Source organism: Streptomyces sp. MGP-BFMKR1 (genome assembly GCF_057766585.1).
In genome coordinates this window covers 291123-304701 of sequence record NZ_CM173408.1, presented here as the reverse complement: position 1 = coordinate 304701, position 13579 = coordinate 291123, and the positions used below count along the sequence as shown (strand labels likewise).

The following is a 13579-nucleotide window of genomic DNA, read 5'->3' as shown; positions in this document are numbered from 1 at the left end:
AGCCTGTGCCACGTCAGAAGCCCTGTCTGGCGGGATTCGGACGGAGCGCTCAGGCCCGCAGCGGCCCTGCGGAAACCGGCTGTCCGGCCCGGCCGAGTCGTGGTCCAATCGGCCACCATGGAGACCACACCACCACCGCCGACGGTCGAACGTGACCTGCTGGCCCGCATGGAACGCAACCTGGCCGCACACGCCTGCTTCCCCCACCGCGATCTGCCCGGCGCCACCGTAACCGAGGCCCCCGACCTGCTGATCGCCGACAGCGGACTGCCCGACGACACCTTCAACATCGTCACCCTGGCCCGCTTCGCCCCCGACCGCGCCGCCGCGCGGATCGCCGAGACCACCGAGGCGCTGGCCCGCACCGGGCGCCCCTTCTCCTGGTGGGTCGGCCCGCTCGCCGAGCCCGACGACCTGTCCCGGCACCTGGCCGCCGCGGGTTGGCCGCCGTCGGAGCGGGAGACGGCGATGTGGGCCACCCTGGACGAGCGCCTGCCGCGCCCGGGCGCCGACGACCTCACCCTCGTGCGGGTCGGCACCCCGGCCCAGCTCGCCGACTACGCCACGGTGCTGGCCGCCCTGTGGGACCCGCCGGCCGCCACGGTCGAGCGCTTCTACGAGCGGGCCCGCCCCTGGGTGCTCGGCGCGCACAGCCCGGCGCGCTACCTGGTGGGCTACGTGGGGGGCCAGGCCGTCTGCTCGGCGGAGGTCTTCCTGCACGCGGGCGTGGCCGGGATCTACAACATCGCCACCCTGGCCACCCACCGCAAGCGGGGTTACGGACGCGCGAGCACGCTGGCCGCCCTGCACACGGCGCGCGAGGAGGGGCACGCCACGGTCGTACTCCAGGCGTCCGCCGAGGGCGAGTCGGTCTACCGGAACCTGGGTTTCCGCGCCTGCGGCCACTTCACGGAGCACGCCCTGACCCCGTAGGCCGAACCCGCCCGGGCGTACGGGGAAGAGCAGCCCGCACCCTCCGGCCCGATAGACACGCAACCAGATGGTTGCCTACCGTGCCGTCGGGGGTGACGATGGACGAGGTGTTCGACGAGGTGTTCAAGGCGCTCGCCGACGCGAACCGCAGGCGGCTGCTGGACCGACTCGACCAACGCGGCGGCCAGAGCCTGCGCGAGCTGGGCGAGGGCCTGGCGATGAGCCGGCAGGCCGTGAGCAAACACCTGGCGGTGTTGGAGGCCGCGCGCCTGGTCGACACCGTCCGGCACGGCCGGGAGAAGCTGCACTACCTCAACCCGGTGCCGATCCGGGAACTGGCCGACCACTGGATCGGCCGCTACGACCACGGACGGCCAGCGGCACTCTCCCACCCCCAGCAGACCCCGGAGGGACGCAGGATGAGCAAGCCCGCCTACGAGTACGTCATCTACATCCACAGCACGCCCGAGGAGATCTACCGCGCGCTGACCGACCCCGAACTCATCGCCGACTACATGGGTGACACCGGGCCGCGCTCCGACTGGCAGGTCGGCTCTCCGGTGGAGTGGAAGATGGACCCGAACGGGGAGTTCCGGGACTACGGGCAGCGCGTCCTGGCGGCGGAGCCCGGCAGGCGGCTGTCCTACACCTGGCACCGGCTCCAGCCGGAGCACCGCGAGATGGTGGGCATCACCTCCGACGAGGAGTTCGCCGAGGCCGCCAAGGAACGCTCCCGGGTCACCTTCACCCTGGAGCCGGCCGAGGAGCCGGCGGCGGGCACCAAGCTGACCATCGTGCACGACGCGTTCGACAGCCCCGACAGCGTCATGCTCGCGTCCGTCTCCGTCGGCTGGACGCTGATCCTGTCCGAGGTGAAGACCCTGCTGGAGGGCGGCCGACGGTTTGACCCCGCGTCCTCGCCCCCCGCGTAGACGCCGCCCGCGCGCCTCGCCCGTACGCCACGGCGCCGGGCGGGGCGGGCGACCGCCCACGACGGCGACCCGCCACCCGCCGCGGCGTCACCGGGCCTGGTGACGCCGCTCGTCGCGCAGCGCCAGAGCGCGTTCCCGCTCGCCGGTCCCGCCCCAGATGCCGTGCGTCTGCTCGGTGGCCATGGCCCAGTCCCGGCAGGCGCGGACGACCGGGCAGCGGGCGCACACGGCCTTGGCCTCCCGCTCCTGCTGGAGCGTGCGCGCGCTCGCGGCACCCACCGGGAAGAACAGCTCCGGGTCCTCGTACGCGCACGCTGCCCGCCGCCACCACTCCTCGCCCGGCTCCTGCGACCAGGCGGTGTGGGCCGAGCCCGCGATCGTCTCTCCGCGCGCTACGGCCATCAGTCCTCGCCCCGCACGATGTGCGACTCCGACGGGCCGTCGGCCAGGACGCGGCGCGCGTCGGCGCGCTCCCCGGCCGCCGGCACACCCCGCCCGGCGGCACGCTCCGGCCGGCCGTGCGGCATCGCCCGGTCCATGGCCGAGCGCCCCAGAAGCGACGGTGGCTGTCCGGCTCCCTCTCGCTGGTCGACCTCCCGGCTCACGCGATCGGTCACGGCACTGCCTCCTCATCTCTCGACGGCTCGCTTCGCCGTCCGGCGGCCGAGCGACGAAGCGGCTGTCGCCCCACGCCCCTGACCCCCGAACCCCGATCGGGTCCCCCGGCCGGCGACACGTAAACGGCGGGACCCCCAACGGGGCCGTCGCCCCGTGTACGTATGCCGCGAACCGGGCGCGCCTGGCGGGGCGTCACCCGCGAGGAGCGCACGGAGCGTTGCCACGGGCCGGCCGCCGAGCCGATGGCGCGGGCCACGGGCCGCGCCGTCAGGGCAGCGGAGGGCCGCTCACGCCGGACGGCATGTCCTGCTCCGCCCAGACCACCTTGCCCGTCTCGGTGCGGCACGAGCCCCAGCGCCGGCACAGCATGTTGATCAGTTGCAGACCCCGGCCCCCCTCGTCGCTCAGCGACGCGTGCTGGATCTGCGGGAGGTCGGGACCGGTGTCCGAGACCTCGACGAGGAGCCGGTCGTGACAGAGCAACCGCAGCCGACCCGGGCCGCCGCCGTAGCGCAGCGCGTTGCCCACGAGCTCGCTGACGACCAGTTCGGTGACGTCCGCGAGGTCGTCCAGGTGCCACAGGCCGAGCTGCTCGCGCACGTGCTTGCGGGCCGCGCCGGCCGCCGACCCGTCACCCGGCAGGTCCCACACCCGCAGCCCGCTCGCCCAGGTGGCCGGCCGGGCCGCCGCCACCAGCAGCACCGCCTCGTCGAAGCGCTCGGTACCGGCCGGCGCGAAGTCACTGAGCGCCGCCGCGTCGAACCGCGCGAACCGCAGCGCCGGCGCGGAGCGCAACAGCCGGTCCAACTGGACGTCGATGTCCCGCGTACGCGACTTGACCAGGCCGTCGGTGTACAGCACCAGCCGGCTGCCCGGCTCGACCGGGACCCGCAACGCGTCGTACGGGATGACGCCCGCGCCGATCGGGGCGCCGATCGGCACTTCCACGAACGACGCCGAGCCGTCCGGGCCGATCAGCATCGGCAGCGGGTGCCCGGCGCTGACCACCGTGAAGCTCGCGTCGGCCGGGTCGTAGACGGCGCACAGGCAGGTGGCGACCTGGTCCTCCTCCAGGTCCCGGGCGGCCAGGTCGAGGCGGGCCAGCACGCGGTCGGGGGCCATGTCCATCGCCATCAGGGTCCGCCCCACGGCGCGCAGCCGGCCCATCGTGGCAGCCGCCGACAGGCCGTGTCCCATCACGTCGCCGACCACGAGCGCCGTGCGCCCGCCCGGCAGCGACGCGATGTCGTACCAGTCGCCGCCGACGCCGCTCGGATCGGCCGTCGGCGCGTAGCAGTGGCTCACCGTCAGCCCCGGGGTGACCGGCGTGGCGCGCGGCAGCAGGCTGCGCTGCAGGGCGACCACGTGCTCGCGCTCGCGCTCGTAGAGCCGCGCATTGTCGACGAACAGGGCGGCCCTGGAGGCGAGTTGCGTGGCCAGTTCGAGGTCGGCCGCGGTGAAGGGGGCCCGGTCGCCGGCCCGGATGAAGTCGGCCGCACCGAGCAGCACGCCCCGCGCGATGAGCGGGACCACCAGGTAGCTGTGCACACCGGCGCGGCGCAGCAACTCCGCGGACCGGGGGTTGGGGGCGATCCGTACGTACTCGTCGGGCTCGATGCGACTGACCAGGACCGGCTTGCCGAGCGTCAGGCAGATGGTGGCGAACTGGTCGACGTTGGATGCGCTCAGCTCGCCCACCGGATCGGGTTCGAGCGTGGTGAGCGCGTCGATGGCCGCGACCGCCATCGCCCGGGTGGCCGGGCGCCCGGAACGGCCGGGGTGCGCGCCCTCCTCGCCGTGCAGCACCGATTCCAGCAGGTCGACGGCGGCCCCGTCGGCGAAGTGGGGGACGGTGAAGTCGGCGAGTTCCTGCGAGGTGGTGACCAGGTCGAGGGTGGACCCGATGCGCACGCTGGCCTCGTTCAGCCACCCGAGCTGACCGCTCGCCGTGTCCTCCTCGACGCCCTGCTCCACGTCCGTCTCCTCCTTGTCCACCGCGCCGTGAGCTACCCGCCACGCGCTGTTGGGTCGCCGACTCTAACCCCCAGCCGGCTCACCGCCCGGCACGACCTGGCATGTCGTCCGTTCCATGCCACCGTCGACGGCAAACGGCGCACCTCGCCACGGTCGGCGGGGGGAAGCGGCGCCGGCGGGCGACCGGGAGGCGCGGGGCACCGCGGTACGCACCGCACGCCAGGGGGAGGGGAACGGGGTCGGTGCGGCGCGCACCCCACACCGGCCGGGGGCCGTGTCGTGGCGATGTCCGCACCGTTTCCCGCACCTTCGTTCCACGCGCCGTGCTGGAGGGTCGGCGGCCGACCGCCCCCGGGCACCCCGCGGCGCCCAGGGCCATGCCATCGGCGGGACCCACCGCGCTCAGCCAGGTCCCCGCACGCCCTGGCGCTACCTTATGGGCGATCGGCCCGGCCGGCACCCGGGCGGCACCGGATGATTCCGCCGGTCACGCCGGTGCGCCGGCCCCGCGCGACCCGCCGCGCCGGCACCGCGGACGCCCCACGCGCCCAGTCGCCCGGCCCGCGCACCGCCCGCGCGCCCGGAACCACCCGCCCCGTACGCCCCGTGGCTCACGCCTGGTGCAGGGCTCCCGGGGCCGGGACGGCGGCCGTCGCGTCCGTGGCCGAGGAGAGCGCGCCGGCCACCACCGGCGGCAGCGGTGCCAGCCCGAGCAGGCCGCTGACCACCCGGGTGGTCAGCGAGTGCCAGGCCGCGGCCCGACGCACCATGGCGTGCTCGCCGTCCGGCAGTAGCAGCGTGCAGGCGTCGGCCCCCGCCTGCCGGGCACGTTCCGTCAGCCGCCGCGAGTCGCCCGGCGCCGTGATCCGGTCCCGCTCGCCGTGCAGCAGAACCACCCGCTTGCCGGCGAGGTGCGCCACCGGCTCGGCCTCCGGGCACCACGGCGCGAGCCCCACCACGGCCTGGACCTGGGGCGCGGCGGCGGCCCGCAGCGCCGCCCGGCCGCCCATGGAGTGCCCGACCAGCACCACGGGCACCGGCCCGTGCAGCGCCACCAGCTCGTCCAGGGCCCGCTGGGCGTCCTCGGCCGCGTCGTCGCGCTCGCCGTTCCAGCCACGGTGCCGGTAGCGCACGCTTCCCAACGCCACCCGGTGCTCGGCGGTCGCCCGCGCGATGGACCGGGCGAAGGGCAGCATGCGCGCGCCGGGCAGGTTCAACGCGGGCGGCGGCTCAAGGCCCTCCTCGCGCCCGCCGTGCAGCAGCACGACCGCCGCTCGCGGCGGCGTGGGCGAGGGGCGCAGCACCAGCGCCGCCCCGGCCTCGCGGGTGAAGAACGAACGCGCCCTCACGCCTTCCCCCGGCCCTCGCCGAGCAGCCCCGCCACGGAGAGCGCGCCCCAGCCCACCGAGACGGCCACGGCCGCCAGCCGCCGGTCGCGCTCCGGCAGGGTCAGGCCGAGCAGCGCGGCGTCACCGAAGTCGGCGGCGATGCGTACGGCGGTGGCCGCGCGCAGGGCGGGGCCCTCCGGGGCCACCACCATGGCCAGCCCGCTGACCGCGTCCCGCCACGCCAGGGGTCGCAGCGAGGTCCGGGTGGCGGGGGCCACCGTTCCGTCGGGCCCGGCCAGGCCGGAGGGCTTGGCCAACAGATCGGGCCGCGCCGTGACCGCGAGGCCGTAGAGCGCAGTGGCCGCGCCGACCGTCCGTAGCAGACCCACCCGCATCTCGCCCATCACCCTCTCTGCGCCCCAGCTCCGCCGGCCGCGGCGGCCGCCCGGCTGCGGCGCGCCATCGGCCGTCCTCCCACACCGTACGCGGCGCCGGGTGAGGCGGACGCGGGCGGCGTACGAACGCGGCGGCGAGGCCCCCGGCAGCCCTCTCACCGGAGCGCCGCGCCGGGGCGGAACGGGCGGCCGTCCGCCGTGGCGGGCCCGGCCGGCGGGTGGGGGAATAGGTCGGTGGGGCACCCGGTTGACGGGGATGGTTGAATATTGAACCAATGGCTTCGGGGGATGGCCCCGAGCAACGGAAGAGGTGGAGCGACATGCAGTTCGGGATCTTCACGGTCGGCGACGTCACCCCGGACCCGACGAACGGAACCACGCCGAGCGAGCACGAGCGGATCAAGGCGATGGTCGCCATCGCGCGCAAGGCCGAAGAGGTCGGCCTCGACGTCTTCGCGACCGGCGAGCACCACAACCCGCCCTTCGTCCCGTCCTCACCCACCACCATGCTCGGCTACATCGCCGCCCGGACCGAGCGGCTGATCCTGTCCACCTCCACCACGCTGATCACCACGAACGACCCGGTGAAGATCGCCGAGGACTTCGCGATGCTCCAGCACCTGGCGGACGGCCGGGTGGACCTCATGCTCGGCCGCGGCAACACCGGACCGGTCTACCCGTGGTTCGGCCAGGACATCCGGCAGGGCATCCCGCTGGCCATCGAGAACTACGCGCTGCTGCACCAGCTCTGGCGCGAGGACGTGGTGGACTGGGAGGGCAAGTTCCGCACCCCGTTGCAGGGCTTCACCTCCACCCCGCGCCCGCTGGACGGCGTCGCGCCGTTCGTCTGGCACGGCTCGATCCGCAGCCCGGAGATCGCCGAGCAGGCCGCGTACTACGGAGACGGCTTCTTCGCCAACAACATCTTCTGGCCCAAGGAGCACTTCATCCGGCTGATCGACCTCTATCGGCGGCGCTTCGCCCACTACGGTCACGGCACCCCGGAGCAGGCCGTCGTCGGACTCGGCGGGCAGGTGTTCATGCGGAAGAACTCGCAGGACGCCGTGCGCGAGTTCCGGCCCTACTTCGACAACGCGCCGGTGTACGGGCACGGCCCCTCGCTCGAGGAGTTCACCGAGCAGACGCCGCTGACGGTGGGCAGCCCGCAGGAGGTCATCGACAGGACGCTGACCTTCCGCGAGTCCTTCGGCGACTACCAGCGCCAGTTGTTCCTGATGGACCACGCCGGCCTGCCGCTCAAGACCGTCCTGGAACAGCTCGACCTGCTCGGCGAGGAAGTGGTCCCGGTGCTGCGCCGCGAGTTCGCCGCCGGCCGCCCCGCCGGGGTGCCGGCCGGCCCGACGCACGCGGCGCTGGTGGCCCGGGCCACGGCCGACGCCGACGGCGCGGCCCAGGCCGGCGAGCACACCGGCACGGACACCCCGGCCTGACCGCCACCGGACGCGGCGCCCACGGGCGGGCTCTCCCACGGCCCGCCCGCGCGGCGCCGCCCCCCGGCGCGCGCCGGGCCCCCGCCCGCCGCCTCCCCACCACCCCGCAACTCCACCCGAGGAGACCCCGCATGAAGCCCCTGCACCTGGTGGCCGTCACCGCCGGGCTGAGCCAGCCGTCCTCCACCCGGCTGCTGGCCGACCGACTGACCACGGCGGCCCAGCGACAACTCGCGGACGCCGGCCGCCCGGTCGAGGTCCAGGTGGTCGAGCTGCGCGAGCTGGCCACCGCCATCGCCCAGCACATGGTCACCGGCTTCCCGGGCACCGCGCTGCGCGCCGCCCTCGACGCGGTGACCCGCGCCGACGCGCTGATCGCGGTCACGCCCGTGTTCACCGCCTCCTACAGCGGCCTGTTCAAGTCGTTCTTCGACGTGCTGGACAACGAGGCGCTGGTCGACAAGCCCGTGCTGATCGCGGCGACCGGCGGCACGGCCCGCCACTCCCTGGTCCTCGACCACGCGCTGCGCCCGCTCTTCGGCTACCTGCGCGCCGTCACCGTCCCCACCGGCGTCTACGCCGCCGCCGAGGACTGGGGCGCGGCCGGGGACGACCGCACCGACGGGCTGAGCGAGCGGATCGACCGCGCGGCACGCCAACTCGCCGGCCTCCTGGCCGGCGCCCCGCCCGCGCCGCGCCAGGACGACGATGAGGTGGTCCCCTTCGCCCAGCAACTCGCCGCGGTGCGCGGCGCCTGACGGCGCGCACGCGCCGGGGTGCCGTACGCACGGATGCCGCTGACACGCCATGCGGCGTGTCAGCGGCATCCGTGGAGCGATCCGCCGGCCGTGCTTCACCTGCCGTGGGCCGGGGCGCTCCGCGCCCCGGAATCAGCCCTCGGTTCAGCGCAGCAGGTCGAGCAGATCACCGAGCGTGTCCGGGGCGAGCTTCGGCATGTCGGCGACCGCGTTGAGCGTGAAGAGGTGGCCGCCCTTGCGCACCGGCGACTTGCCGAACGTCTTCTTGAACAGCTTCTCGCCCTCAGGAGTCAGCACGGTCCGCACGTTGACCGCCTTGACCTGCTTCTGCGTGACCTTCGCGTTCTCCCGCTTGATGGTGTAGGTCAGGAACCGCACCGGCTGCGCCTTGGCCCGGTTGACCGAGGCGTGCGCCTGGGTCCGAGAGGACTTGTTCACGTAGTTGTAGATCTTGGTGAGGTCGAGGCGGTCGTCCTTGTCGCGGAACGTGACGCCGCCCTGCAACTTCGCGTAGTCCCTGGTGCCCTCGACCAGCGGGAGGGACACGCACTGGCGCTGCTTGCCGGTGATCCGAGCGGCCCCCGTGGCGGCCAGCGTGACCTTCGCCTTGGCAAGCTGCTTGGCGGCGGGCTTGCTCAGGCAGAACTCGGCCTTGCCGTTCTTGATGGGCTTGGCCGCCTCACCGGCCTGGGCCGGCGTCACCGTGCACGCCAGCGCCGCCGCGACGACGGCGACCCCCGTCATTCCTCGCATCATGACTCGTCCTCGTGGATCAGGCTGACCGTGATTCGGTCGGCACGTGAGGACAACGGGGATTGCTCCCTGCGGGTGACGTACTCGATGGCAACATCACTCGGCTTGGTGACAGCGACCCGGAACCGGCCCGTAGGGCGGCCCTTGCCCCCACGCCCCTCTCGTCCCGGGATCGTGGGCCGGGCCGGGGCGCGGCGCGGCATCGCCCGCCCGGCGCCCCGGCCCACCCGTCACGGTCAGCGGACGCGGCCGTACCAGACCTTGTTGGTCCAGATCTTCTCCAGCCGCACCGACTTGCCGGGCTTGGGCGCGTGCCAGATCTTGTTCTTCCCGGCGTAGATGCCCACGTGGTAGACGTTCCGCCCGGAGTGGAAGAAGACCAGGTCGCCCGCCTTGCGCGAGCTCTTGGACAGGTGGCGGGTCTTGTTGTACTGGGCCGCCGCCGTACGTGGCAGCTTCTTGCCCGCCTTCCGATACGAGTAGAGCGTCAGCCCCGAGCAGTCGAACCGGTTCGGGCCGACCGCCCCGTACTTGTAGGGTGCGCCCTTCTTGCCGGCGGCGATCTTGAGCGCCTTGCCGGAGGCCGTCGCCGCCTGGGCGTCGGTCGTCAGAGCGGGGACGAACGAGGAGCCGGCCAGCACCGTGGCGGTGAGGGCCGATGCGGTACCGATGCGCGTGGCGAGCGAGGGTATACGTGGCTGCGCGGACATACGAAAGCCCTTCGTCATCCGCCTGCGAAAGATGACCTGTCGGGTTCGGACTGGCGAAGTTGCCCGGCCACTCGCGTGGCTTCACCCCAAGGGCCACCGACTTCGTGGCCCGTCATGCCTGGGTCTCCCGCTCCTGCCGATTCGTGTTCCTCTCACTGGGCCCGTGCGGCGGCAGGACTCGGCGTCCGCCCGGACCGCCCCGCCGTGGTGACGGGGGCTTGGTGGTGTCGGATAGGGATACTGCGCCATCCACGGCCCGAAATCGCAGCCGAAAGGGTCGTATGTGAAGTTCTTCACCTTCGTTGGTGACCGAGAACCGCGGTCGGTCTCATCCCCCATACGAGTCGCGCAAACCCGCGCTGAACTGCGGAAACACGTAACCGGACGCGAGCATTCCATGGCGCGACCGGCCTGTGGGCCAGGCAGCCGCCCACCACCCCGGGATACGCGGCGTGCGCGGCGGCGCGCCGTGATGGGACGTCAAGCCGCGCGCGTGGCCGGCCGTCGGCGCCCCGGCGCCGAGCGACGTCGAAGGCGCGGCGGGAGCGGCCGGCGGTGGCGGCGACCGCGCGCCTCCGCCACCGCCGGCCGCTCCCGGCCCTTCGCGTGGGACTAGTCGTCGAAGGGGCTGGTGCCGGTGAAGGCCCGGAACTCCTCGCCGGGCACCAGGCGGCGGGAGCGCACCTGCGTGAAGCCGGCGTCCCGCATCTGCTCCGACAACTCGGCCGGGCGCGGCAGCGGGCCGGCGAAGTCGGCGTACACGCACCACAGGTTCAGCATCTCGATGCCCGGGCTGCCGCCCTGGCAACTCGTCGTCAGCAGCAGCCTGCCCCCGGGCGCCAGGAACGAGCGCGCCCGCTCCAGCACCTTGGTCCGCTCGCCGTGGGGGAAGTAGTAGATGTTGTTGTGCAGCGTGACCAGGTCGAACTTCTGCTCCGTGGAGTACGTCCGCAGGTCGCTGCGGACGACCTCCACCCGGTCGGACAGGTTCCACTTGTCCAGGTTCGCCTGCGCCTGCGCCACCACCTCGTCCTGCAGGTCGATCGCCACGGCCGTCAGCCGCGGGTTGAGCGAGGCGGCGTGCCGTACGTAGGTGCCGCTGCCGCAGCCCACCTCCAGGAGCCGGACCGGCGCGGTCCGGTCGACCTGCTGCTCCACCACGCCCTGCACGGCGGGTTCGAGCACGCGGGACGAGCGGGCGATGAGCGCGCCGTCCTGGTCGGCGATCGACACTCGGCGCCCCTCGCGCAGCATGCCGGGGGCGTCCAGGAGCAGCGGGGCGTGGAAGCGCATGAGCTGTTCGAGCAGCGCCACGTAGGCGTCCGCCTCCGGGCGCGCCAGCGACTTGGCCAGGCGCCCGCGCAGCCGGTAGCGCCCGCCACGCGAGCCGAGTTCCCCGATCCGCACCCCCATGTCGAGCCAGGCGCCGAGCAGTTGCTCCTCGCCGTGCATGCCGAGCTCGTCGGCGAGCGCGGGCGCGTCGAGCGGCTGCCGCGCGAGATGGCGCAGCACGCCACTGCTGGCAGCCGCGGCCAGGAACGAGGCGCGGTACGCGGGACCAGCCAGCTCCCGTGGCATCCGCAGGGCCAGTGAGAGGTGATTGCTGCGCACCAGCTTGGTGAACGTTCGGAATTTCACAGGGGGTTCCTCATCTGTGCTGGGTGGTGGGCGGCGTACGCGCGAGCGGCACTGGGCCGGCGCGGAACGGGCCGGGGGACACCCGCGCCCCGGTGTCCGGTGGCGCAGTGGCGGGTGGCACGCGGATCGGGCGGCTGTCGCAGGTGAAGAGGACGGCGGCGGGCGTGCGCTGGGGAACTGACTGCCCAACGCCCTACGCGTCCACACGTCGCGCGCCGATCCGGCGCAGGGGACAGGTGTATCAGGGAATTCGACGATCGCACGGCCCACCGCGCGCCCGCCCTTTCGCTCCGGCGCGCCCCGGCGCACCGAACTCCGAGGTGATTGGCCTGCACAAGGCGTGGGAGCGGCGTCGTGCGGCTGAACCCCTGGTCCACTCGTATGGGTGACATATAGTCCGGTCGCATCCGAGTGGGCCGACTGGGTCACGGCCCAGACGGCCCAAGGCGAAACGCGTCATCCGCTCACGTGGCCCCCGAACGCGTGTTGGTGAGATCACCCCTCCGTTTCAGCGAGCTACAAGGTTGCCCTAAGCCCGCTGCTGAACGGTGGTGGAGCCAGTGCATTGTTAAACCAACCGGCTCGCCGCTGGGGGAGAATATGACCACCGCACCACACACGGACGCCGCCATGGGCGTGGCTCTGGAACTCGACGTGCTGAACGCTCCGGACGAGGATCTCCTCGCGCTCAAGGAAAAGGTCTACCGACACAAGATCGTGGTCCTGAAGGAGCAGAACCTCTCGCCCGCCGAATTCGTCACCTTCGGGCGCCGGCTGGGCGAAGTCGAAACCTACTACCAGCCCATGTACCACCACCCGGAACACAAGGAAATCTTCGTTTCCTCGAATGTGCGGGAATCGGGCCAGCAGATCGGCGTGCCGCAGACGGGCAAGTTCTGGCACCACGACTACTCGTTCATGGCCCGGCCGTTCGGGCTGACGCTCATCTACCCCCAGGTGGTGCCCCGGGAAAACCGCGGCACCTACTTCATCGACATGGGCAAGGCGTACCAGAAGCTGCCCCGGGAGATGAAGAACGCCATCGCGGGAACGCGCAGTCGCAACAGCGTCCGGCGGTACTTCAAGATCCGCCCCGACGACGTGTACCGACCGATCACCGAGGTCCTCGCCGAGATCGAGGAGCAGACCCCGGCGGTCACCCACCCCACGGTCTTCCCGCACCCGGTGACCGGCGAGCCGCTGCTGTACATCAGCGAGGCGTTCACCTACGAACTCCAGCAGGCCGACGGCACGCCGCTGCCCGACGGCCTGCTGCGGGAACTGCTCGCCGCCGTCGGCCAGTCCGACCCGACGTTCCAGCACGAGAACATCCACCTACAGACCTTCGACAAGGGCGACCTCCTCGTCTGGGACAACCGCAGCCTCGTGCACTGCGCCCGTCACACGGTCAAGCCCGAGCCCACCGTCTCGCACCGGGTCACCGTGCACGACGCGTACGAGTTCTACGCCGGCATCGGCGCCCAGCAGACGGCCGACGGCCGCTGAGGGGACGCAGTGGATCTCATCACCCCCGCCGCGCCACGGTCCGTCGAGTACGGCAGCGACGGGCACCTCCTGGAGCGGGTCCTCACCCCGTACAAACCCCACTGCCGATACCTCAAGAGCGCCACCGTCACGCGCCAGGGCGAGCCCCGCGACGGTGGGCGGGTCAGCGCGCGCGGGGAGTTCGGCATTCCCGAGTCGTGCTACATCGACGACACCGGCCATTTCAACTCGGTCGAGTTCAACCTGTGCTTCAACCAGCTCGTCTACTACCTGCTGGCGAAGTCCGTGAAAGAACGCGCCATGTGGCCGTTCAGCACCTGGACGCTCGACGAGTTCTGGGCCAGGCAACTTCCCGACATCCTCATCGTCGACTTCCGCAGCACCTTTCGACGCGCCATGCGCGGGCGCGCTTTCTGGGGCGAGATCGATGTCGTCGGAATGGACGAACGCGACGGCGACGACGGGTCGATCGCCCTCGTCAGCACGCTGTGCCGCTACGGCGAAGAAGAAATGCCCGCCTGCCACGGCGGCGTGCGGCTCGCCGTGCGGATGACGCGAACTCGGGCCGCGTGAATGCCCGGCA

At 72.8% G+C, this 13579-nt stretch carries 14 protein-coding genes and 1 riboswitch; of the genes, 6 read left to right on the top strand and 8 right to left on the bottom strand.

All coding sequences use genetic code 11. The features are described from left to right. The first annotated feature begins 168 nt into the window (after positions 1-168). Together AC3CHW_RS00950 and AC3CHW_RS00945 are read left to right on the top strand one after the other, a co-directional pair. Positions 169-933, top strand: coding sequence for a GNAT family N-acetyltransferase (locus AC3CHW_RS00950; RefSeq protein WP_398611071.1), 765 nt, complete (start codon positions 169-171; stop codon positions 931-933). Positions 934-1031: 98 nt separating this feature from the next. Next, positions 1032-1865: an ArsR/SmtB family transcription factor gene (locus AC3CHW_RS00945; protein ID WP_459246254.1), complete on the top strand. Its 834-nt coding sequence runs from the start codon at positions 1032-1034 to the stop codon at positions 1863-1865. Between the two features lie 87 nt (positions 1866-1952). Here the strand turns inward: AC3CHW_RS00945 and AC3CHW_RS00940 are convergent, their stop codons facing one another. The 5 genes from AC3CHW_RS00940 to AC3CHW_RS00920 form a co-directional block, all read right to left on the bottom strand. Further along, a complete protein-coding gene (locus AC3CHW_RS00940; protein ID WP_187065145.1) occupies positions 1953-2267 on the bottom strand; it encodes a WhiB family transcriptional regulator in 315 nt (104 codons plus the stop codon). Then, a complete protein-coding gene (locus AC3CHW_RS00935; RefSeq protein WP_398611022.1) occupies positions 2267-2482 on the bottom strand; it encodes a hypothetical protein in 216 nt (71 codons plus the stop codon). The genes AC3CHW_RS00940 and AC3CHW_RS00935 overlap by 1 nt, the downstream gene beginning before the upstream one ends. A gap of 268 nt (positions 2483-2750) precedes the next feature. Next, the gene (locus AC3CHW_RS00930) at positions 2751-4478 is read right to left on the bottom strand and encodes an ATP-binding SpoIIE family protein phosphatase (protein WP_488469200.1); all 1728 of its coding nucleotides are present in this window, start codon (positions 4476-4478) and stop codon (positions 2751-2753) included. A gap of 590 nt (positions 4479-5068) precedes the next feature. After that, entirely contained in the window at positions 5069-5806 is a 738-nt protein-coding gene (locus tag AC3CHW_RS00925; RefSeq protein ID WP_488469199.1) for an alpha/beta hydrolase family protein, read from the bottom strand. Beyond that, positions 5803-6180, bottom strand: coding sequence for a hypothetical protein (locus tag AC3CHW_RS00920; protein WP_488470929.1), 378 nt, complete (start codon positions 6178-6180; stop codon positions 5803-5805). The genes AC3CHW_RS00925 and AC3CHW_RS00920 overlap by 4 nt, the downstream gene beginning before the upstream one ends. Before the next feature lie 320 nt (positions 6181-6500). Here AC3CHW_RS00920 and AC3CHW_RS00915 point away from each other — a divergent pair, with 320 nt between their 5' ends. After that, on the top strand, positions 6501-7631 hold the full coding sequence (locus AC3CHW_RS00915; RefSeq protein WP_488469198.1) for an LLM class flavin-dependent oxidoreductase: 1131 nt from the start codon (positions 6501-6503) through the stop codon (positions 7629-7631). A gap of 131 nt (positions 7632-7762) precedes the next feature. Continuing rightward, complete coding sequence (locus AC3CHW_RS00910; protein ID WP_488469197.1) at positions 7763-8389, top strand: FMN reductase; 627 nt, start codon at positions 7763-7765, stop codon at positions 8387-8389. 144 nt (positions 8390-8533) lie between these two features. Here the strand turns inward: AC3CHW_RS00910 and AC3CHW_RS00905 are convergent, their stop codons facing one another. The 3 genes from AC3CHW_RS00905 to AC3CHW_RS00895 form a co-directional block, all read right to left on the bottom strand. Then, entirely contained in the window at positions 8534-9133 is a 600-nt protein-coding gene (locus tag AC3CHW_RS00905; protein ID WP_459246101.1) for a hypothetical protein, read from the bottom strand. A 245-nt stretch (positions 9134-9378) separates the two neighbouring features. Beyond that, on the bottom strand, positions 9379-9852 hold the full coding sequence (locus AC3CHW_RS00900) for a C40 family peptidase (protein ID WP_176165617.1): 474 nt from the start codon (positions 9850-9852) through the stop codon (positions 9379-9381). A 3-nt stretch (positions 9853-9855) separates the two neighbouring features. Then, positions 9856-10024, bottom strand: a riboswitch (cyclic di-AMP (ydaO/yuaA leader). A 440-nt stretch (positions 10025-10464) separates the two neighbouring features. Then, complete coding sequence (locus tag AC3CHW_RS00895) at positions 10465-11490, bottom strand: SAM-dependent methyltransferase (protein WP_488469196.1); 1026 nt, start codon at positions 11488-11490, stop codon at positions 10465-10467. Between the two features lie 600 nt (positions 11491-12090). Between AC3CHW_RS00895 and scoE the strand changes: the two genes are divergently transcribed. Beyond that, positions 12091-12996 carry a (3R)-3-[(carboxymethyl)amino]fatty acid oxygenase/decarboxylase gene (gene scoE, locus AC3CHW_RS00890; RefSeq protein WP_398611028.1) on the top strand — a complete coding sequence of 302 codons (906 nt, stop codon included), beginning with the start codon at positions 12091-12093 and terminating at the stop codon, positions 12994-12996. A 9-nt stretch (positions 12997-13005) separates the two neighbouring features. Next, positions 13006-13569 carry an FcoT family thioesterase gene (locus AC3CHW_RS00885; protein ID WP_398611029.1) on the top strand — a complete coding sequence of 188 codons (564 nt, stop codon included), beginning with the start codon at positions 13006-13008 and terminating at the stop codon, positions 13567-13569. Positions 13570-13579 lie beyond the last annotated feature (10 nt).

Coding starts and splice junctions, on each gene's coding strand:
- AC3CHW_RS00950 (WP_398611071.1), top strand. CDS start 169: ATGGAACGCAACCTGGCCGCACACGCCTGCTTCCCCCACCGCGATCTG.
- AC3CHW_RS00945 (WP_459246254.1), top strand. CDS start 1,032: ATGGACGAGGTGTTCGACGAGGTGTTCAAGGCGCTCGCCGACGCGAAC.
- AC3CHW_RS00940 (WP_187065145.1), bottom strand. CDS start 2,267: ATGGCCGTAGCGCGCGGAGAGACGATCGCGGGCTCGGCCCACACCGCC.
- AC3CHW_RS00920 (WP_488470929.1), bottom strand. CDS start 6,180: ATGCGGGTGGGTCTGCTACGGACGGTCGGCGCGGCCACTGCGCTCTAC.
- AC3CHW_RS00915 (WP_488469198.1), top strand. CDS start 6,501: ATGCAGTTCGGGATCTTCACGGTCGGCGACGTCACCCCGGACCCGACG.
- AC3CHW_RS00910 (WP_488469197.1), top strand. CDS start 7,763: ATGAAGCCCCTGCACCTGGTGGCCGTCACCGCCGGGCTGAGCCAGCCG.
- AC3CHW_RS00905 (WP_459246101.1), bottom strand. CDS start 9,133: ATGACGGGGGTCGCCGTCGTCGCGGCGGCGCTGGCGTGCACGGTGACG.
- AC3CHW_RS00900 (WP_176165617.1), bottom strand. CDS start 9,852: ATGTCCGCGCAGCCACGTATACCCTCGCTCGCCACGCGCATCGGTACC.
- scoE (WP_398611028.1), top strand. CDS start 12,091: ATGACCACCGCACCACACACGGACGCCGCCATGGGCGTGGCTCTGGAA.